This window comes from uncultured Mobiluncus sp. (assembly GCF_947087965.1).
In the GTDB taxonomy this organism is placed as follows: Bacteria; Actinomycetota; Actinomycetes; order Actinomycetales; family Actinomycetaceae; genus Mobiluncus.
On the sequence record NZ_CAMUES010000001.1, the window covers coordinates 78170 to 96856 of the forward strand.

The 18687-nt window shown below is 54.6% G+C and carries 15 protein-coding genes; 10 read left to right on the plus strand and 5 right to left on the minus strand.

The genetic code is table 11. The annotated features are described in order from the left end of the window. Nucleotides 1-139 precede the first annotated feature (139 nt). The 6 genes from mtrA (at nt 140) to secA (ending at nt 8930) form a co-directional block, all read left to right on the plus strand. Complete coding sequence (mtrA, locus tag Q0V70_RS00365; RefSeq protein ID WP_282922165.1) at nt 140-823, plus strand: MtrAB system response regulator MtrA; 684 nt, start codon at nt 140-142, stop codon at nt 821-823. Then, the gene (gene mtrB / locus Q0V70_RS00370) at nt 820-2562 is read left to right on the plus strand and encodes an MtrAB system histidine kinase MtrB (protein ID WP_366126362.1); all 1743 of its coding nucleotides are present in this window, start codon (nt 820-822) and stop codon (nt 2560-2562) included. Before mtrA ends, mtrB begins: the two co-directional genes overlap by 4 nt. A 2-nt stretch (nt 2563-2564) precedes the next feature. Then, on the plus strand, nt 2565-4241 hold the full coding sequence (locus tag Q0V70_RS00375) for an LpqB family beta-propeller domain-containing protein (RefSeq protein WP_297587139.1): 1677 nt from the start codon (nt 2565-2567) through the stop codon (nt 4239-4241). 18 nt (nt 4242-4259) lie between these two features. After that, nucleotides 4260-5039 (plus strand): ComF family protein, encoded by a 780-nt coding sequence (locus Q0V70_RS00380; protein ID WP_297587141.1) that lies wholly within the window; start codon nt 4260-4262, stop codon nt 5037-5039. A 164-nt stretch (nt 5040-5203) separates the two neighbouring features. Beyond that, nucleotides 5204-5827 carry a ribosome hibernation-promoting factor, HPF/YfiA family gene (gene raiA, locus Q0V70_RS00385; protein WP_297587143.1) on the plus strand — a complete coding sequence of 208 codons (624 nt, stop codon included), beginning with the start codon at nt 5204-5206 and terminating at the stop codon, nt 5825-5827. Between the two features lie 256 nt (nt 5828-6083). Continuing rightward, nucleotides 6084-8930 carry a preprotein translocase subunit SecA gene (gene secA / locus Q0V70_RS00390; RefSeq protein ID WP_297587144.1) on the plus strand — a complete coding sequence of 949 codons (2847 nt, stop codon included), beginning with the start codon at nt 6084-6086 and terminating at the stop codon, nt 8928-8930. 10 nt (nt 8931-8940) lie between these two features. Here the strand turns inward: secA and Q0V70_RS00395 are convergent, their stop codons facing one another. Beyond that, nucleotides 8941-9753, minus strand: coding sequence for an Rv3235 family protein (locus Q0V70_RS00395; protein ID WP_297587146.1), 813 nt, complete (start codon nt 9751-9753; stop codon nt 8941-8943). Nucleotides 9754-9938: 185 nt separating this feature from the next. Between Q0V70_RS00395 and Q0V70_RS00400 the strand changes: the two genes are divergently transcribed. After that, entirely contained in the window at nt 9939-10448 is a 510-nt protein-coding gene (locus tag Q0V70_RS00400; RefSeq protein ID WP_297587148.1) for a hypothetical protein, read from the plus strand. 87 nt (nt 10449-10535) lie between these two features. Here the strand turns inward: Q0V70_RS00400 and Q0V70_RS00405 are convergent, their stop codons facing one another. Continuing rightward, nucleotides 10536-10754, minus strand: coding sequence for a helix-turn-helix domain-containing protein (locus tag Q0V70_RS00405; RefSeq protein ID WP_282922157.1), 219 nt, complete (start codon nt 10752-10754; stop codon nt 10536-10538). Between the two features lie 104 nt (nt 10755-10858). Between Q0V70_RS00405 and Q0V70_RS00410 the strand changes: the two genes are divergently transcribed. Genes Q0V70_RS00410 through Q0V70_RS00420 form a run of 3 tightly spaced genes read left to right on the plus strand, consistent with a single transcriptional unit; the run spans nt 10859 to nt 13348 of the window. Then, nucleotides 10859-11494 (plus strand): SAF domain-containing protein, encoded by a 636-nt coding sequence (locus tag Q0V70_RS00410; protein WP_297587150.1) that lies wholly within the window; start codon nt 10859-10861, stop codon nt 11492-11494. After that, nucleotides 11491-12819, plus strand: coding sequence for an ATPase (locus Q0V70_RS00415; protein WP_297587152.1), 1329 nt, complete (start codon nt 11491-11493; stop codon nt 12817-12819). Before Q0V70_RS00410 ends, Q0V70_RS00415 begins: the two co-directional genes overlap by 4 nt. Continuing rightward, nucleotides 12812-13348: a DUF6912 family protein gene (locus Q0V70_RS00420; RefSeq protein WP_297587154.1), complete on the plus strand. Its 537-nt coding sequence runs from the start codon at nt 12812-12814 to the stop codon at nt 13346-13348. Before Q0V70_RS00415 ends, Q0V70_RS00420 begins: the two co-directional genes overlap by 8 nt. On the opposite strand, the gene Q0V70_RS00425 is transcribed toward Q0V70_RS00420, so the two are convergent. From Q0V70_RS00425 to Q0V70_RS00435, 3 genes are read right to left on the minus strand one after another with little or no spacing between them, the layout of a single operon-like run. Then, complete coding sequence (locus Q0V70_RS00425; RefSeq protein WP_297587156.1) at nt 13345-16521, minus strand: SMC family ATPase; 3177 nt, start codon at nt 16519-16521, stop codon at nt 13345-13347. The two genes, Q0V70_RS00420 and Q0V70_RS00425, sit on opposite strands and share 4 nt — an antisense overlap. Continuing rightward, on the minus strand, nt 16518-17768 hold the full coding sequence (locus Q0V70_RS00430) for an exonuclease SbcCD subunit D C-terminal domain-containing protein (RefSeq protein ID WP_297587158.1): 1251 nt from the start codon (nt 17766-17768) through the stop codon (nt 16518-16520). Before Q0V70_RS00430 ends, Q0V70_RS00425 begins: the two co-directional genes overlap by 4 nt. A gap of 60 nt (nt 17769-17828) precedes the next feature. Continuing rightward, nucleotides 17829-18623: an inositol monophosphatase family protein gene (locus Q0V70_RS00435; protein ID WP_297587160.1), complete on the minus strand. Its 795-nt coding sequence runs from the start codon at nt 18621-18623 to the stop codon at nt 17829-17831. Between the last annotated feature and the right edge of the window lie 64 nt (nt 18624-18687).

The window sequence follows — 18687 nt, forward strand, 5'->3', positions numbered from 1 at the left end:
TGCCTTTCCAATAACTCGTTCACTTAATATTGCCACGACACCGCGCAGATGCGCTCGTTTAAACCGAAAAACCCTATAGCAATGCCAAGCTCCTCTGCGGGTCTTCCCGCAAATTGTGAAATCGTGACAAAATAGGAATATGAGTGCAAAAATCCTGGTAGTAGATGATGACCAAGCCCTAAGCGAGATGATTGGCATTATTTTGGAATCATCCGCCTATGAGCCAAGTTTTTGTGCCGACGGCGCAAAAGCCGTGGACAAGTTCCGGGAAGTTGAACCTGACTTGCTGCTGCTTGACCTGATGTTGCCAGGAATGGATGGTATCGAGATTTGTCGTAGAATCCGTGAATTCTCGAATGTGCCCATCATTATGTTGACCGCAAAATCCGACACCACTGATGTGGTTGCGGGGTTGGAAGCCGGTGCAGATGACTACATTCCTAAGCCTTTCAAGCCCAAAGAACTGCTGGCGCGAGTCGCCGCCCGGCTGCGCAACCTAGAAGCGGCAGAACATGACATTCTGAAAGCTGCAGGGGTGGAAATTAATCTGGCATCTCACGAGGTGAGCCGGGACGGAAAGCCTTTAAACCTTACCCCGCTAGAGTATGACCTCCTGGTTGCCCTCGCCACAAAGCCCGGGCGGGTGTTTTCCCGCGAAGAATTGCTGGAACAGGTCTGGGGGCTGCGTCACGCTTCCGATACCCGTCTGGTCAACGTGCATGTCCAGCGGTTGCGCGCCAAGGTAGAGCTTGACCCGGATAATCCTACTGTGGTTCTCACAGTCCGTGGGGTGGGCTATCGAATCGGGACTGAACCTCAGTGAGTTCCTCGCAATACACGGTGTTTCGCCGGACTCGCCGGCAGCGAAGAATCTCGCAATTCTTCGGTAGCGCCACCCGCTATTTAGTTGGAGTTACTCAAGCGACGTGGGTGCCGAAACGACTCCGGCGTTCGTTGGCTCTGCGGATGGCTAGTATCATGCTGGTCGCAACATTTGCGATTCTGTTCGCGGTAGGGATTTATGCTTCCGCATCCATCAAAAACGGCATCTTTCAAGAGCGGCTGAATCAGGTGTTGGAGGAGGCTGCCACCCAAGCGAGGACGGCGCAAAATCGTTTCGACCAGGCTCCGGCCTCGACCGTGGAACAGGTACAGTCCCTTGCTCAGGACGTAGTCACCTCAATCTCCACCCTCACTTCCGGTTCTAGTGCCCCCGCCGTGCTGATTTTGCGCAACCCCAGCGAAACCTCCTCCTTTGTCATTAACGAAATCGCTACCCAAAACATGCGGGAAGTCATTACTTCCCAACTGCGTGAGGCGGTACAGCAAAAGACCGGCCAGCATTGGCAGTCTATTGAGATTACGGACGCACAAGGCAAGCGGCATCCCGGTATTGCGGTGGGAACTGCTGTGACCCTGCCTTTAGCGGGGGCGCACGAACTTTACCTGGTGTACTCTCTGGCTGACGAACAGGCGGCAATCAACCTGGTGATGGGGGTTTTAGGTGGTGGCGGCCTCGCTGTGCTGGTGCTGGTGGCGGGCATGACCTGGGTAGTGGTCTATTCCGTGCTGGTGCCGGTGCGCCGCACGGTGCGCACGGCGGAACGCTTGGCAGCTGGGGACTTGAACGCACGTGTACTCTCACAAGGCCAGGATGAAACCGCGCAACTGGCTGATTCCTTCAATAAAATGGCGGATTCCTTGCAGTCCAAGATTGATACTCTGGGCCAGATGTCCCGGCTACAGCAGCGTTTTGTCTCCGATGTGTCCCACGAGTTGCGCACCCCGTTGACCACGATGCGGATTGCCGATGACGTCATCTATGATGCCCGCGAAGAACTTGACCCTGCCGCGCTGCGAAGCGCGGAACTGCTGCATGACCAGATTGATCGGTTCGATGCCATGCTGGCGGATTTGCTTGAAATTTCGCGTATTGACTCCGGGTCTGCCCGGCTCGATTTTGAGATGGTGAACTTGAACAAACTCGTTGAGCAAGTTGTGGAGGATAACGCTACTTTGGCTGAACAGGTGGGGTGCCGGGTCATCTTTAACCCGCCAAAGTACCCTTGCGCAGCGGAGCTTGATACCCGCCGAGTGACCCGTATCGTGCGGAATTTGCTGGTTAACGCCATTGAGCACTCCGAAGGAAATCCCGTAGTAATTACTACCGATTCCAGCGAAACTGCCGTGGCTCTGCGGGTTTCTGATCACGGGGTGGGGATGTCACCGGAAGTGACCAGCCGAGTGTTTGATCGTTTCTATCGTGCTGACCCGGCACGAGCGCGGACCACGGGCGGTACCGGGTTGGGCTTGGCCATCTCTCTAGAGGATGCTCGCCTGTCTGGGGGCACTCTGCAGGCATGGGGCAAAACCGGCTATGGTTCGTCGTTCTTGCTGACCCTGCCACGGCGTCACGATATGGAGATTGGCCCTTCGCCTCTGGATATTACTGACTATGTGGAACCTACCTTGGATAGTTACGTTCCGCCTCAACCTGTGCCGGAAAAAGCAATAACGCCTGCGAACGTGTCGGACGCTCTGGGGAAAAATGGGGAGGTGTAGCCATGTTAAACAAACATCGAACTCCGTGGTGGGGCGCTGTCCTCGGCGGCATTTCTGCCCTCAGCCTGGTCGGTTGTGCCGCGTTACCAACTGCCGGTCCTGTCAATGATTCTGAAGTACGAGTCGGCATGAATCAGCCGCTGCTAGGCTTGAGCGCCCCCGGGCCCGTCCCGAACGCAACCGTGGAACAAATTGTGACCGGTTTTATTCGTGCCTGTTCGGCGGGATATTCCGATGACTTCACCGTGGCACGTTCGTTCCTCGCTCCCAAAGCGGCGATAGACTGGCGCCCCGATGTTCAAGTCGAAATTTTCGATACGGATTCCGCGCTGGAGACTCGTCAACTGGGCGATGGCTCTGTCGAAGTGACCGCTCGCGCGCTCGGAAGCGTCGACGAGCATGGAAACTATACCGTGGCAGGTCCCTCCGAGAGGGTTCGTACTGTGTTTTCTCTGGTGAAGCCCGCCGACAATCAGTGGCGTATCGCGGCTTTGGAGGACGGAGTGATGCTTTCCCAATCGGCTTTCAGCTCGATTTACGCTTCGGCTCCCGTGTACTTCCTCACCAACGATGCGGGAGCTTTGGTCCCGGATTTGCGCTGGTATCCGCGTCGACGGCTGCCTACCTACCTGGTTAATGCGCTCTTGGCGGGGCCGCAAGCTGGCTTTAAAGGGGCGGTTCGCTCTGCTTTCCCCGCCGGTAGCACTTTGGCAGGGGGAGCGGTCGATGTTTTTGACGGGGTCGCTAACGTGTCTTTAAATGTCCCGGATGCTTTCAGCGATCCCACCACGATTAACTTGGCGTATTGGCAGATAGAGTCGACACTGCGCGATGTTTCGGGAATCTCTACCGTCAGTTTGAGTATCGGCAAAGTGCCTTTGGAGAACACGAATCCAATCACGCAAAGTACCACGCCGCAATTCCCCATTATGGTCAAAGACGGCAACGTGGTGCGTCTGAACTCCGGAGCCACCGAGGTCCTGGTGCCTGCCGGGGTGGTGGCTTCCGGCGATATCACGAACCCGGCTATTTCTACCGCTGGCAACGAAATCGTCTTTACAGATTCCAGTTATCGCCGGCTTTATATGTGGGGGCACGGTGCGGTGACGAAGTTGTATAACGGTCGAGAGCTGTTGGCTGCTTCCATCGATAGAAACGGTTGGATTTGGACTCTGGATACAGCTAATCCGCGCCAAGTTATTGCGTTGCGTCCCGATGGAACCAGGACGAATTTGGAAGTGCCGTGGGAAACCGGAGACCCGGTCCATGCCTTTACCGTTAGCCCCGACGGAACACGGGTCGCCTTCGTACGCCACGTAGCTCAGGCAGACATTGTGAGTGTCGCGGTGGTCATTCGGGACGGCTCGGGCGCTCCGAAATCGTTTTCCGCTCCGGTGACGTTGCAGGCCGGGAATGAGATTGTTCCCGCAATTGCATGGTTGCAAGGAGATTCCCTGGTGTTGCTGACTGGTTCAGGAGACAACACTACCGTTCGAATTGCTCCGCTTTTTGGACCGGTATCAACTTTGCCGGGGGTTAAGAACGCTGTAGATTTGGCCGCCGGCGAGGAAGAAAACCAGATTTATCTGATTACTATGAGTGGCGATTTATACAAGCGTTCCGGTAGGAACTGGCAGCAAGTCCTCAACGGGGTCGCCGATCCCAGCTACCCCGGATAGTCAGGGAGAGAACGCGCTATGGTGGTTTTCTCGGGTTTCTGGGACGCCGCAGGGGAACTGGGAAAGGTATTGTTGCCCACGGAATGCGTCGGCTGTGGAGCTTGGGATGAAGAAATCTGTGACACCTGTTTGGCGCAGATGCTGGGACGGCCGTTCCCGCTGCAGATAGCTGAGGACGAAGAAAATGTAACAAACGTTCCAATATTTGCCATCGCCAAATATGACGGCCCGATGCGACGCGTGGTTTTGACTGGTAAGCATGATAAACGGCGGGATTTGCGCCGGTATTTCACCGCTGCGGGTCAATCGGCAGTGCAGGGCTTGGTGTCAGAAGGCCTGCTAGCTAGGGACAAATCTGGAACGGACGGTACAATCTGGGAGGAGATGTTCGTAGTCCCAGCCCCCTCCACCCATCCTCGTGATCCTTCTGCGGTTGCCGCCTCATTCGCTCAGGGTGCGGTGCGGGGACTGGTGCGAGCGGGGCTGTGTCGCCAGGCATCGGTGCTGGAAATCCTGGAACTGCAGGCAGGCTCCACGACTCAAGCTGGTTTGGGGTGGGAATCTCGCAACTTGAATCGGCACGGCAAAATGCAGGTTCGTGGCAGTACAGCGGTGGCAAAACGCGAACTTGCCGGCAAGAGCCTGCTGATAATCGATGATGTCAGCGCCACCGGGGCGACTTTGAGAGAAATGATTCGCGTTTTGTCCGGTTTAGACGCAGCCGTCCTTGCGGGGCTGGTTTTCGCTTCATCACGGCGCGAAATGCCAGTATCATCCACGGAGAATTCCGAAAAGTAAGTGGAAGTCCTGCACGGCTTTGCGGTGTGCTCTAAAATATAAAGCACATGCAAAAATCGCAGGTGACACACCGGAGTGCACTTGCGTGAGAAAGAGGTGAGAACCGAACACTCCGTCCCAGCAAATGATAGTTGGAACCCAATTCCTAACCTAAGGAGGCCCTCATGGAAATCACCGTGAAAGCACGTAATGCTGAAATCCACCCGAATTTTCGGGAATATATCGAGGAAAAAATGGCCAAGGTGGAGCAGCTGGCTCCCCGTACGCAACGTGTCGATGTGGAACTGACGCATGAAAAGAATCCGCGACAAGCTGATACTGCGGAACGTATCGAACTGACTGTTCTCGGCAAAGGGCCGGTGGTGCGGGCGGAGGCGTCTTCGTCAGACCGCTACGCCGCTGTGGATATTGCCGCCGGAAAACTTTTTGAGCGTTTGCGTCGAGCTCGGGATCGGGCTAAGGATCACCGCAAATATGAGATTCCACCGGACGTGGAATTGGATGTGGAGATTCCGGAAACGGCTGAGGCTCCCGTCGCCAAGCCGCCGTTGAAACTGGGTGAGTCTCGCGAGGAGCAGTTGGGTGATTCTCCCGTCATTGTGCGTGAAAAGCTACACGAAAGCCGGGCCATGAGTGTTGAGGATGCCCTGGATGAGATGGAATTGGTGGGTCACCCGTTCTACCTGTTCATTGACTCCGAGACTGCGCAGCCGGCAGTGGTTTACCACCGGAAAGGCTGGACCTATGGCGTGATTCGCCTAGACGCAACCTGCAAGCTGAACGACTAAGTTTAAGGCCGGACCCTGGGACGCAGTCCCAGGGTCCCTCTTTATTTATCTTCGGTGAGCCAAAGTAACTGCTCCCCCCCCCAAAAAAACGGAGCTTCGCGCCTCGCTTTCGCGAAGCTAGGCGCTTTCAACTAAAATGGTCAAGGCTGAGTCGTCACGGTCGGGACAAACCCCTGACAATCGTCGATAAAAGGCTGTTGACCTCAATGGATAGCCCCATAAGGCCATCCCATAGACCTGAAAAGGAAGGCAAAACGTGTCCTTACTTGATAAGTTCATGCGCATCGGTGAAGGTAAAGTCCTTAAAAAGCTGGTGAAAGTAGCTGATGCGGTGGACCTGCTTGAAGACGAATACCGCGAGTTGAGCGATAGCGAACTGAAAGCGAAGACTGACGAGTTCAAGCAGCGCCTGGAAGAGGGTGAGAAACTCGACAACCTCATGATTGAGGCTTTCGCGACCGTTCGCGAAGCTTCCGATCGAGTGCTCGGGCTGCGTCACTTCCGGGAACAGATTATGGGCGGGGCGGCCCTGCACTGGGGCAACATTGCCGAAATGAAGACCGGTGAAGGCAAGACTTTGGTAGCTACGCTGCCGTGTTACCTGCGGGCGCTGAGCGGCAAAGGCGTACACGTTGTCACTGTGAACGACTACCTGGCGTCTTACCAGGGCGAATTGATGGGACGCGTATACCGTTACTTGGGTCTGAGCACCGGCATCATCATGGCTCAGATGGATCCCGAGGAACGCCGCAAACAGTACAACTGCGACATTACCTACGGCACCAACAATGAGTTCGGTTTCGATTACCTGCGCGACAATATGGCACAACGAGTCGAAGACCTAGTGCAGCGGGAACACAACTACATCATCGTCGATGAGGTGGACTCCATTCTGATTGACGAAGCCCGTACCCCCCTGATTATCTCCGGTCCCGCCCAGGGCGATGTCAACCACTGGTATACGGATTTCGCCAAGATTGTCCAGGATTTGCACCCCGGAGAAGACTACGAGGTGGACCAAAAGAAACGTACCGTGGGGGTCTTGGAACCCGGTATTGACAAAGTTGAGGACTACCTGGGTATCGACAATCTCTATGAGGTCGCCAACACGCCCCTGATTGGGTTTTTGAATAACGCCATTAAGGCTAAAGAGCTGTTTAAGCTGGATAAAGACTATATTGTCACCCCGGAAGGGGAAGTGCTGATTGTTGATGAGCACACTGGGCGTGTCCTGCCCGGAAGGCGCTACAACGAAGGGATGCACCAGGCGATTGAAGCTAAAGAAGGCGTAGAGATTAAGGCTGAAAACCAGACTTTGGCCACGATTACTCTGCAGAACTACGTGCGTCTCTATCCGAAAGGTTCGCGTGCTGGCATGACCGGTACCGCTGAGACCGAGGCCGCCGAATTTAACGATGTTTACAAGATGGGCGTGGTGCCGATTCCCACGCACAAACCCATGATTCGCGAGGACAAAGACGACGTGGTGTACAAAACCGCTGAAGCGAAATTCAACGCGGTCGTTGAGGACATCGAAGAAAACTATCACCGCGGCCAGCCTGTCCTGGTCGGCACCACCTCGGTGGAGAAATCCGAATACCTCTCGCACCTGCTGAACCAGCGGAAGATTCCCCACCAGGTGTTGAACGCGAAACAGCACGAACGTGAAGCTGCAGTTGTGGCGATGGCTGGCCGAAAGGGTCAGGTCACAGTCGCGACCAACATGGCCGGACGCGGTACCGATATTATGCTGGGCGGCAACGCCGAATTCTTGGCGGTACAGGATTTGAAAGACCGCGGGCTGGATCCGGAGGAAAACTCTGAAGAATATGAGGCTGCTTGGCCCCAAGCCTTGAAGGATGCCAAAGCCAAGGTGGCTCAGGAACACGACGAGGTTGTGGAACTTGGTGGACTCTACGTCTTGGGCACGGAACGCCACGAGTCGCGCCGTATCGACAACCAGCTGCGCGGTCGTGCGGGACGTCAAGGAGACCCCGGCCGCTCCCGCTTCTACCTGTCGATGGAAGACGAGCTGATGCGTTTTGCCAACCAAGGCTGGCTCGGCAACGTGATGCGTTCGAGTCTGCCCGAGGACATTCCCATGGAGTTTAAGATGGTTTCCGGCGCGATTCGTTCGGCGCAAACCCAGGTGGAGGGTCGTAACGCGGAAATCCGTAAAAATGTTTTGAAGTACGACGATGTGATGACTGAGCAGCGCGAAACTGTCTACGGGGAACGGGGACGAGTGCTGCGTGGGGAGGACCTCTCGGCCACGGTTGACTCCTTCATCGAGGGCACAATTGCGGATGCGGTTGCGCAGGCCACGGACCTTCCCGATACCAGCGAATGGGATCTAAAGACCTTGTGGGCGGGGCTAAAGAATCTCTACCCGGTGTCGCTTTCGGTGGAGGATTTGGAAAACGCGGTGGGCGGTAAATCGGCTTTGACCACGGATTTCATCACCGAGCAGCTGGTTGATGACGCCAAGTTGCAGTATGAGCTAGCCGGTAAGTCTTTGGCGGAAAATCCCATTGCGCAAGCCCAGCTGGGCGATGAACCGATGAAGGAGTTGGAACGGCGAGTTCTGCTTTCGGTGGTGGATCGGCTGTGGCGTGAGCATCTGTACGAGATGGATTACCTGAAGGAAGGCATCGGGCTGCGGGCGATGGGCCAGCGCAACCCCCTGGTGGAATATAAGACTGAGGGCTACCTCATGTTCAGCGCCATGATGGGACGTATTAAGGAAGAGACTGTCCAGAATGTATTTGGGTACGTCAAGGCCTTTGTCGATGCCCTGGAGCGCGCTGAAGCCGCAGCTCAGGAAGCTGGGGAGGCTGGCGAAGGCCAGGCGGAAGTAACGGAAGAGCCGACACCGGACAGCAAAGCGCCTCTCTCTAAGAGCGCGGCAAAAAAGAAAGCCCGCAACTTTAAGAAATCCGGGCGCAGAGCCGGTCTGAAATCGGTATCCGCGAATCGCACGGTTATGGGCGATACCGGACATCAGGCTATGAACTCACAAATCTCTTATTCCAGCGATGGCTCCACTGAACAAGCTCCGCAGGGCAACAGAGCGCAGCGTCGTGCGGCAAAACGGCGGGGCTGAGGGTCTCATTTTAGCCCAGGCGAATCGCGGCAATCATCCATTGATTGCCATGATTTTCTAAGGTTAGCGCGGCGGCACGAGTCCGCTGGCCATCATTGAGTACGACAACCGCTTCGTGGGTGGTCGCGGAGGTAGCCCGGCTGTGGGCACTGAGCACCCTCACTGGTGACACCCGGCGTGTCTTACCTCCGATGAGTCCCGGCTGTGGCTTTTGTTTGGAACCAATAGCGTTTCGGCGCTGTTCGAGGTAACGATAAGCCTGTGGCGAGGCCCAGCGAGTCATTTGGGACAAAGGGCGCATGCCCTCAATGATTTCTAGCCCGCACCGAGCCATCTGAGCGGCCCAAACTCGAGGGGAATGTTGGACATCCTCAATGAAAGATTTCCCTTGGGTCCTTACGGGGTCTGGGGCTGTACCGGGGTGTCCGGATTTCTCTGTTCGGTGTTGCGGATCTATCGAGTGCCATGTCTGACCCCTCTGGGCATAAGTTGCCTTGACCAAACTCCGCAAGGACGGCTTGGCTACCTGACGGCGTTTCAAGGCGGGACCGACTACTGGCTGGAGTCGCTGGTTCGTCACGAGTGCGGCGGCGTGCTTCAGATCATTTTGGCCAGACTCATGATGCTTGACCTCCTGCTGGAATCCCCGTTCGGTTTCCATCAGTAGATTTTCGGTAACTTCGGTGGCTATCGGCTGCGAGCTCACGTCAGAGGAGAGGGATATTGAGGGTACGGATGCGGGGGCGGTGCTAGGCGTAGGGCGAGTCGCCTCAGCAGAGTCATTGGTTTCGACAGTATTGGGTTCAAGAAGTGCGGTTTTCATAGTATTTCCCTTTGTTAGCGAGTTTTATTTAGTTATTACACGTTTGATAGCGTTTGATTCCTTATCCTAAGATTTTTTTTGTTTCTTTGTCAACATCCGGCTTTTTAAGGCTGTTTACAGCATTTTTGGTAGTTAGAAATATGTTTTGCTACTCTCGCTACGGTGGGTGAGTTAGACTACAGTGCGTGGAGCATGACGATTATCTTGACGATCTCTCGGCTGATTTTGCGGCGAAGCTGCGCGTACAGCGGCAAGCCGAAGCGACTGAGTTGTCAGCGGCGGATGCAGCGGAGGTGACGCTCTCTGGCCGTTTATTAGCTAGTAAGGGCACTGCGGTCGAGATTAGGCTCATCAATGGGGAATCGCTGCGTGGTGAAGTCGCTGATGCTGCAGCGAGTTGGCTGATACTGCGCTTGCTGCGTATGGATATCTTCATAAGGTACTCGGCCATCGAAGTCGTTTCCGGCCTGGGGACCGTACCGCAATGGCCCACTTTGGTTGAAGCGAGAATTCCAGGCACAGTGAAGCTGCGCGAGTTTGCCGCCACCCGCCGCGAAGTCCAATTCACCACTCACAACCAGACTTTGAAAGGCTACATTGAGAGAGTTGGTGCGGACTTTGTGGATATTGTCGATCACGGTCGCCATGAAGCCATTGCACTGTCTGGACTTCTCTATGTCTCTTGCCCGCGTTGAGGAGCACTACTGGGAATAAAAAACGTCAGCCCCCGCCAAGTGTGTAACCAGGAGCGGTTAATCAAGCGGGGGCTGCGAAAGAAAGGGCTAGTCCACCAAGGCTGCCCCGGAAGCGATTTTTTCCTCGCTTTGGGCGTATTGTCCCTTGATATATTCCTCCATTGCAGATTCCTCGATGCGCCAGAGGCCGCGCCCGCCAATCTGGATAGCTTTGAGCTCTCCGTTATTGATGAGGTTACGCACTGCGCCGTGAGAAACCTTCAGCATGTCAGCAACATCAGCAATAGTGTAAAAATTATATCCCATGAGTTTATGGTACATCAAATGACACAAAACCACAACAAAAACATTCCTATGCTTCGATAATTTAATGATATAAAGCCTATTAAGGAGAATTCAGGGAGGCCTGTATGCCCATTGGTTCGGAAATATCAAGTAAATCTCGGTACTTGAATCGGCGTACCGCACTGGGAATCGGTCTGATGGTACTGGCTGTAATCCTGGTCATAGTGACGGTGCGGCTGGCCAGCCACCTGGAAGGTTACTTGGTGGCAAAAACAACCCTCGTTGCAGGACATACCGTGCAATCCAGTGATGTTGAAGTTATTTCGGCAAACCCGGGGCGGGCAGCGGGTCTGTACCTGCGTGAAGGCGAGCTAAAGGAAGGCAGCGTGGTCGTGCAAACTATTGCCGGCGGACAGTTGCTCCCCAAAACCTCTCTGAGCCAAACCGAACCCTACAACAAACGGATTGTTCTTGAGCTAGCAGCACCCCTGCCAAGTAGTGTAAAAAAGGGAGATTACCTCGAAATATGGCAACTCCCTGACGAAAAATCCGCCAGTGTCTTTGACAAGACTCTCCCGTTGAAAAATGCTCAAAAGCTGGCAGATAAAGCCGTGTTCCTGGCGGAAAAAAGCTCGGAAACGGCGCTCGGGTCGAAAAATAAAACGAATGTAGAAATTAGCGTACCGGAAGAGGACTTGTCGCCTATCTTGGCTGCTATCGGTACAAAAACCCCGCTGATGGCGATACCGGTGGCATCATGAGTTTCATCGGGGTGGCGACTTGCCTGCATCCGGATTTGGAAGCGGACATCATCAGGACCATTGAGTCAGATTCTCTGCCCCTGCAAGTCATCCGGCGCTGCCGTGACGCCACGGAGCTATTATCGATAGCCAAGGCGCACCTGGTGCAGCTGGTAGCGGTGGATACCGAGATGCTGGAACTGGAAGGGGCCACCGTCCAGGAACTAGCCGCTGAAAATGTTGCTATCATTGCCTTCGCCCCTCTAGAGGACTTGGATCAGTTGAACAGCCACGGGGGGATTTCGGTTTTAGCCAAAGCGGATCCCCGAGTGGAAGAGCCTGAACAGAGTGAGGCAGCGCGTCTGTTGGAACAGATGATGTCCACCCTGATGCCTCCGCCGCCCCCCAATCCTCGCGAGGAATTTGGTAACGATAATGCTGAATTGGCCGGTTCAATAGGTCAGATTGTCGCTTTTTGGGGTCCGGTGGGCGCGCCGGGAAAGTCTACGCTAGCTTTGAACATCGCCTCGCGTTTACGTAACTTTGGACGGGTCCTGTTGGTCGATGCCGATACGGTCGAGTCGTCTCTGGTACAGATGCTGGGGATTGCTTTAGACACTTCCGGGGTGGTGACTGGTTGTCGTTTAGCGGAACAAGGAAAGCTAAAGCCAGAAAGTTTTCCGCAGCTGGTGACGCGGGTGGGCTTCGGAGTTGATTTGTTGACCGGACTGACCAAGGCGGAGCGGTGGCGTGAGGTCGGCCAGCACGCGTTGTCAGCTCTTTTAGAGATGGCTCGGATTAACTACCGCTGGATTCTGGTGGATTTGGCGAGTGGTGCAGACGACCAGTCGGATTTGCTGGCGGCTATGGGGCCGACTCGTTACGGGGCTGCCTTAGGAGCGTTTGACGTTGCCGACTTGGTGGTGGAAGTTGGTCTGGCTGACCCGGTGGGGATTCGCCGGCTGCTGGTCAACCATAATTGGGCTCGTGAACAGGAACTTTGGAGCTGCCCGACCTTGGCGGTAGTGAATCGCGGGAGGGCTTCCGTGGGAGGGGCGAACTGGCGCAATTCCATAGTTCGTGTGGTGTCCGCTTCGGTTTCAAACCTGCCGGTGACGGTGGTGCGAGAAGCTGGAGAAGATTTTGACCGTGCTCTGGTGGCTGCTTGTGATGTGATGACGGCGAATCCTCACGCTGCGGTTCTGGAGGACCTGGAAGGGCTGCAGAATGAAATTTTTAAACAACTCGGTTTGCTTCCTCGGCGCGGCTCGGGACGGAGCAGGATTCGGGAGAGCAAACTTTTGAAGTTCAAACGTGGCGAACAGAAGGAACCAGAAAATGAGTGAAGCCCTCCAACGGACGAAAACGATTCGTGCCTACATCGCGCTGTGTCCCCAATCCCTACAGGACAAGACCTGGGAGGGTGCGCTGGTCACGGTCGTGGACAGGGCCTGGTGCGCCGCTGCCGGTTTTCCTGCTCCCAGCGAGCTGCACGGGGAGGATCGAGAGGTGGCGGAAGACGAGGCTTTACACGCCGCCGCTTTGAAATCTTTAGACGCGCAAACCGAAAGCTCCCAGCCGCTCCGGGTGGTGGCGGTGGCGGAAGTCGCGGACACGGACCTACAACCCTGCCACCCGGAATTGGCTGGAGGATACATCCTGACCAGACCGATTCAGTATTCTGAAGTGGTTTCCTACCATGTAGACGAGCCGGCGGCTGGCGCAGAAGTGGCAAAACTGGCGCAGCTACGTGCGGGGCAGGCCGCCCGTGCGGCAGGGGCGGGGGAGTCCCCCCAGGACTTAGAGTTTCCGGAACTGTTGTGGTTCGACGGCTCCGAACTCGAGGTCCTGCGAGAATTCCTGGGCTTGAGCTAGACCGTATCCAAACCGTTGATTTGTAGGTAGGAGCCAATCTTGCGTTTCCCGCCTGGTTTCAGTTCCGTGGTGTTGCCGCTGTGGTAGTTTCGCACCTGAACCTGGAGGGGAATTTCCTCTTGCAGTTCACTGACGTGTGAGATGATTCCTACACAACGTCCTCCCTCCTTCTGCAGACTATGCAGCGTGTACATGACTGCCTCTCTGGTGTCATTGTCCAAGGTGCCGAAACCTTCATCGATGAAAATGTTTTCCAGGGTGATGCCGCCCCTTTCTCGTTGCACGACTTCGGAAAGCGCCAAGGCAATAGCGAGTGAACAGTAAAATTTTTCGCCCCCGGACAGCGACTTTGGCGGTACCACCTTGTCCTGAGCGCCGTTGTACATTTCGATGCCCAGTCCGTGATATTTCTGATTGCGGTCCGACTCATAGTTTTCGTTATGCCTGATTTCGTAGTACCCCCCGGACACATCAGAAATCAATTGGTTAGCTACAAAAGTCACCTGTCCCAGACGCTTGCTCAAGTAGTAAGCGCTCAAAGTAGTTTTCATTGTGTTCTCACCATTGAGTACTTGAGATAAGCGTTCATAGCCGGCAATCTTTGACGCTTTTGCGTCCCATTCCTGTTTGGTCTGTTCGTACCTTTCCTTGTGGGTGCACAAATTCTGATGGGAGCTGTCCAAAGACGCCGACTGTTGGGTGAGAGAGCGATACTCCTGCTTGCTGGCTTCGGTAGCTGCTCGAAGGCTCTCCAGGTCGGGAGGCTTGACTGCAGCTTTGTTTCGGTACACGTCGGTATCTAGTTTCGCGCGCAGTTCAGCTACTTCGTTACGGTGAGAAGAAACTGTATCTTGGTCAGTCTCCAGAAGCTGGCGAGGCTTGGCGTAGGTCTGGGCTTCGGCTACTGACTCGAAACCGTGGTCTGTCAATGACTTGCGCAACGTTTCATGAGCGCTAATCCACTCTTGGCGGATTGGCAGCCAGGAATCATAAAACTTGGCGAGCTGTTTGACCGCTTCCAGACTGTGCAGGTTCGTATCTAACAAGTCTTGCGGGTCGGAATCGGAATCAAAATCTGCCAACTCCGCTCGAATTTTGTCAGCAAGTGACTGAATATCCCCGTGGAGGTTTTCAACCTCCGCGCTTAATCCTGCTTCCTGTTTGATGAGTTTTTCACGCTCGGTTTGGTTTTGTTTGTCTGATTCTTCCAGTTCGGAAATTTTCTTTTCCGACTTGGGTACTTGCTTGCTAGCTGCAGCGGATTCATTGACGGCCTTCTCGGCGTCAGCGAGGGTAGCAGCCAAGGACTTTATATCCCGGCCCTGGAGCTGATCCGTAACTGTTTGCAATCTGGTGCTAATCTCAGTTTCCTTATTGTTTGCCTCAGAGAGCTTGTCGTGAGCTTTGTTGGCTTCGCTCGCAGCTGCTTCATAGTCCTGAAAGGTTGTTTTGTCAGACGTTTCGGCTGCGGGATGCGGATGATCCAGAGAACCGCAGACCGGACAGGACTCCCCGTCCTGCAACTGTGCCGCCAAGCGAGACGCCGCTGTATCAGACCATTTTCGCAAAACGGACTCGGCGTTTTCCTGTGCCCGGTCGTAGCTTTCTTGCAGACGGGCAGCGTTTTTCGTGGCAGCTTTCAAATCCTTGGCTAACTTTTCAGCCGATTTTGCCCAATCGTGGTGCTCCTGAGCATTTTTCAGCTCTGTCTGCCGGCTGGGCAACCCGTCCGCAAGCTGCTTCTGTTCTCGCAGTATCTGGCGCTGTTTGTCCAGCGCTTCTGTGGTTTTTTTAGCAGTGTCGCTGAGCTGGCTAATCTGACTGCGCAGAGACTTCAGCTGTTCTTCCTTACTGTTGGCAGCGGTAGTTTTTTGACTCTGAAGGGAGAGATTGGCTTTGATGTCCTCCAGCCTCTTTTGGTTGTCATTAATCTTTTCGCTCATCTCATCGCGCAGGTTAGACAAATTGGTGCTGGGTTCCTCCCCTTCTAACCAGGTTTGCAATTTTGTGTCCGACAGCTTGGATACTTGGTCCCTAAATTCGGCTAAATCCGTATCGTTATCGACCAGCTGAGTCAAAGTAGCAAGAATACTGGTACGCTGGTGCTCAGCTGACCGGTAAGGTTTCTGCTCTGCTTTCTCGGTGTCCAAGATGGCGTTGGCATGCGCGGCTTTCTGGTTGCGTTGGTCCAGTTGTTCAATTTCGGTTGTCTTTTCGGAAAGTTCGGCAAGTCTTTCAGTCATCCGTCGTGCCTCTGAGATGACGCTCTGCTCGGTTTCCGCTGTAGTGAGTTTTGTCTGAGCCGCTTGGTAATTTTTCTGAGCTTGCTCGGCGGCATCTGTAACCTTAGTGGCTTCTTCGCGCAAAATTTTTGCGGTGCTAGCAAAGAGAGGCTCTCCAGCTTGCTCCAAGGCGGAAATCGACTGCGCCGCCCCGCCCTTTGCCGCTGCAAATTCCTCCAATGCTTTGCTCCAAGCGGTTTCATTTTCACCAGTAATCTCAATGTTGGAAAGATCCGCATACACGGTTGTGAGAAGCTCACCTAGGCGCCTGGTGTACTCTTTGGTGGTTTCCTTGCCTTGAGAGGCGCGTTCCTTAGCGGCTTTTTCCATGGCAATAAAGCATTCCGCCCCGAAAAGATTGGATAAAACCTCATGCCGTTCGGCAGCCCCTGCGGTCAGAAACTGCTGAATCTGGCCTTGGGGAAGTATGACCGTCTGCAGAAAATGTGATTTCTCCAGGCCGAGGATTCTCACTACCTTTTTCGTTACGTCTTTACCTATCGCAATGGGTTCGGTAACGTTGTCAAAATCCGGGGTATCTGAGACCTTGAGCTGGGCTATGGATTGAGTGAAAGACTTACGCCCTGGCTTCGTAAAGGTTACCGTACGACGCAGCTCATAGAACTTGTCGTGGGCTGAGAACACCAGTACGACCTCAGGAGGGTAGTCCTTGTCCCAGTAGTAGGAGAGAATACGATCTGTTGTGGAATCTCTCTCACCGGCTACGTCTCCATACAAAGCGTAGACAATTCCGTCCAGGATAGTGGACTTTCCCGATCCGGTATTGCCCGTAATTAAGAACAGTCCCGACTCGGCCAATGCATCCAGGTCCAAGGTGGTGCGCTCGTAAAAACTCCCCACCCCTTCAAGGGTAAGTTTATGGAATTTCATTTCTCTGTCCCCCCAACGGTGTCTTCATATATTTCGGTCAGCAAAGCGAGGTCTTCCTCCGCGTCAATGCCGCAGGTACGTAAGAACTCGGTGGCAATCTCTAACTCAGAAAGCTCCCGAAACTCTGCGCCAGATTGCGGCGTCCCGTTCAGAGTGCCCTGGGAATGAGTGAGCTTCAACATTCGCGGGAAAACCGCTTTCAGTCGGTTATAAGCATTTGGCGGCAAGGTCGTTTCAGTCAGGTTGATGCTGCAAAAGGCCTGATGCCAGGACTGGTAGCGGGAGTCGTCCGGGTTCGTGAGGTCCTCGATAATGCCTTGAAGTCGTGTCACTTTATAAGGCACTATCAAGGGTAGCTTCTCGACGTCCACCTGGTGATCGGGGTGAACCTCGACCAAAAGGGTGCATTTCTCGTTGTTCTCACTAACCCGATAAGGCAGAGGAGACCCCGCGTACCAGGCCGTGACTTCAGTGCCATCTATCGGATACGCCCCGTGAATGTGTCCCAGAGCTAGATAGTCAATGCCGCGGCCCCCTTTCAGTCCACCGGCGAGCTCATCCAACAGGGAAACCGGAATCGGATAGAGATTTCCCAGCGGTTCCACTTCCTTATTCGGATCTACCTGTGTTACATAGTCATGAGCCATCGCGAGAATCGGCACGTCCGTGTTCCTCCGTTCCAAATCCCTCCCGATGCGGCGCAGTGCCGCGCCAAACAGTACTTCCGGTTTTCCCGCCAGCAACGGTTCCGGGTCGTCTTTGCTGGCGGGCTGCTTCAAAGTGTCATCAAGATGACGAACTCCGTCATAATCAACCCACGTGGATAGCTCCGCGCGATTCTGGAAGGGAGACAGGTAAGGGATGGGGTAGACCAGCGCGCCGAGTTCACCGTCGGGTCCTGGAACCTCGATAGCGGTACCAACCTGGGCAGCTTTAGTCACGATATTGACTTCCGGCAGAGTGAATCCCTTGGCAAAACCGAGCCGGGAAGCTCCATCGTGGTTACCGGCAATGAGGATGATTCGAGTCATTTGTCGTGCCTCATTCAAAAAACCGGACAGTTTGTCCAAATCCGCGTCACTCGGATTGGGCTTGTCCAATACATCGCCCGTAATCAGCAAAGCATCAGGACGGTGCGCTTCAATTTGCGTCAGGATTTGCTCCAGGAAGTAGTCCTGGTAGGGGGCTAGGTCATAGTTCATAAAGTCCCGGCCGAGATGCCAATCAGAGGTATGTAAAAACTTCATGACTCAAGCATAAGAGCAACCCCGAAGGCGAAAATTTAAGAGTTTTGCAAACCTCACAAATTAGTCTGTTTCCGAGCCGATATACTGCAAAACTTGGGAATGCAGACGGCCGTTAGTAACTACTGCTCCCGGCCCGTTCACGCCATCCTCACCGGTGAGGGACGTGAACTTACCGCCAGCTTCGGTCACGATGGGATACAGCGCCCCCATGTCCCACAGATTCAAGTCCGGTTCCGCCGCAACGTCCACCGCGCCTTCCGCCAGCAGCATATAGGACCAAAAATCGCCGTAGGCACGAGTCCTCCATACCTGCTGAGAGAGATTCATGAAGCCCCGCAAACGACGAGCCTCGGCCCATTCACCGATGAGCGCGTAGGAAAAGGAAGCCTGATTCAGGTTAGAAATACGTGAAACTTGCAGCTGACGCGCCGAGGTACGCGACCGGCCGGTCCATGCCCCGCTGCCCGCGGCGGCCCACCACCGAAACCCTAGGGCGGGCGCACTAACCACCCCCATCACCATCTTGCCATCCTCCATCAGCCCAATGAGAGTAGCCCACACCGGAACCCCGCGGAGAAAATTCGCGGTGCCGTCAATCGGGTCGATGACCCATTTCCGGGCTGCCAAACCGGTACTGCCTTCTTCCTCACCCACAATGGCATCTCGAGTGCGTGAATGTGACAGATGCCGCCGGATGAGTTTTTCAGCAGCTTTATCCGCATCGGTTACCGGCGTCAAATCCGGTTTATCGCTGACTTCCAAATCGGGAGCCAAGAAACGCTTGGTGGTCAGGGCGTCTACCTGGTCTGCCATAATCAGGGCTAACTGTAAATCTTCTTCCCAGCGACTACTCATGTTCTAAACCTATCCCTTGAAGGGCTGTAAAACGGTCAACGGCGCGATTTTTCCATTAAGCTGA

Bases quoted from the DNA above. Each gene is read 5' to 3' on its own strand.
- mtrA (WP_282922165.1), top strand. From the start codon at position 140: ATGAGTGCAAAAATCCTGGTAGTAGATGATGACCAAGCCCTAAGCGAG.
- raiA (WP_297587143.1), top strand. From the start codon at position 5,204: ATGGAAATCACCGTGAAAGCACGTAATGCTGAAATCCACCCGAATTTT.
- Q0V70_RS00415 (WP_297587152.1), top strand. From the start codon at position 11,491: ATGAGTTTCATCGGGGTGGCGACTTGCCTGCATCCGGATTTGGAAGCG.
- Q0V70_RS00425 (WP_297587156.1), bottom strand. From the start codon at position 16,521: ATGAAATTCCATAAACTTACCCTTGAAGGGGTGGGGAGTTTTTACGAG.
- Q0V70_RS00380 (WP_297587141.1), top strand. From the start codon at position 4,260: ATGGTGGTTTTCTCGGGTTTCTGGGACGCCGCAGGGGAACTGGGAAAG.
- Q0V70_RS00420 (WP_297587154.1), top strand. From the start codon at position 12,812: ATGAGTGAAGCCCTCCAACGGACGAAAACGATTCGTGCCTACATCGCG.
- Q0V70_RS00410 (WP_297587150.1), top strand. From the start codon at position 10,859: ATGCCCATTGGTTCGGAAATATCAAGTAAATCTCGGTACTTGAATCGG.
- Q0V70_RS00435 (WP_297587160.1), bottom strand. From the start codon at position 18,623: ATGAGTAGTCGCTGGGAAGAAGATTTACAGTTAGCCCTGATTATGGCA.
- Q0V70_RS00430 (WP_297587158.1), bottom strand. From the start codon at position 17,768: ATGAAGTTTTTACATACCTCTGATTGGCATCTCGGCCGGGACTTTATG.
- Q0V70_RS00375 (WP_297587139.1), top strand. From the start codon at position 2,565: ATGTTAAACAAACATCGAACTCCGTGGTGGGGCGCTGTCCTCGGCGGC.
- Q0V70_RS00405 (WP_282922157.1), bottom strand. From the start codon at position 10,754: ATGGGATATAATTTTTACACTATTGCTGATGTTGCTGACATGCTGAAG.
- Q0V70_RS00395 (WP_297587146.1), bottom strand. From the start codon at position 9,753: ATGAAAACCGCACTTCTTGAACCCAATACTGTCGAAACCAATGACTCT.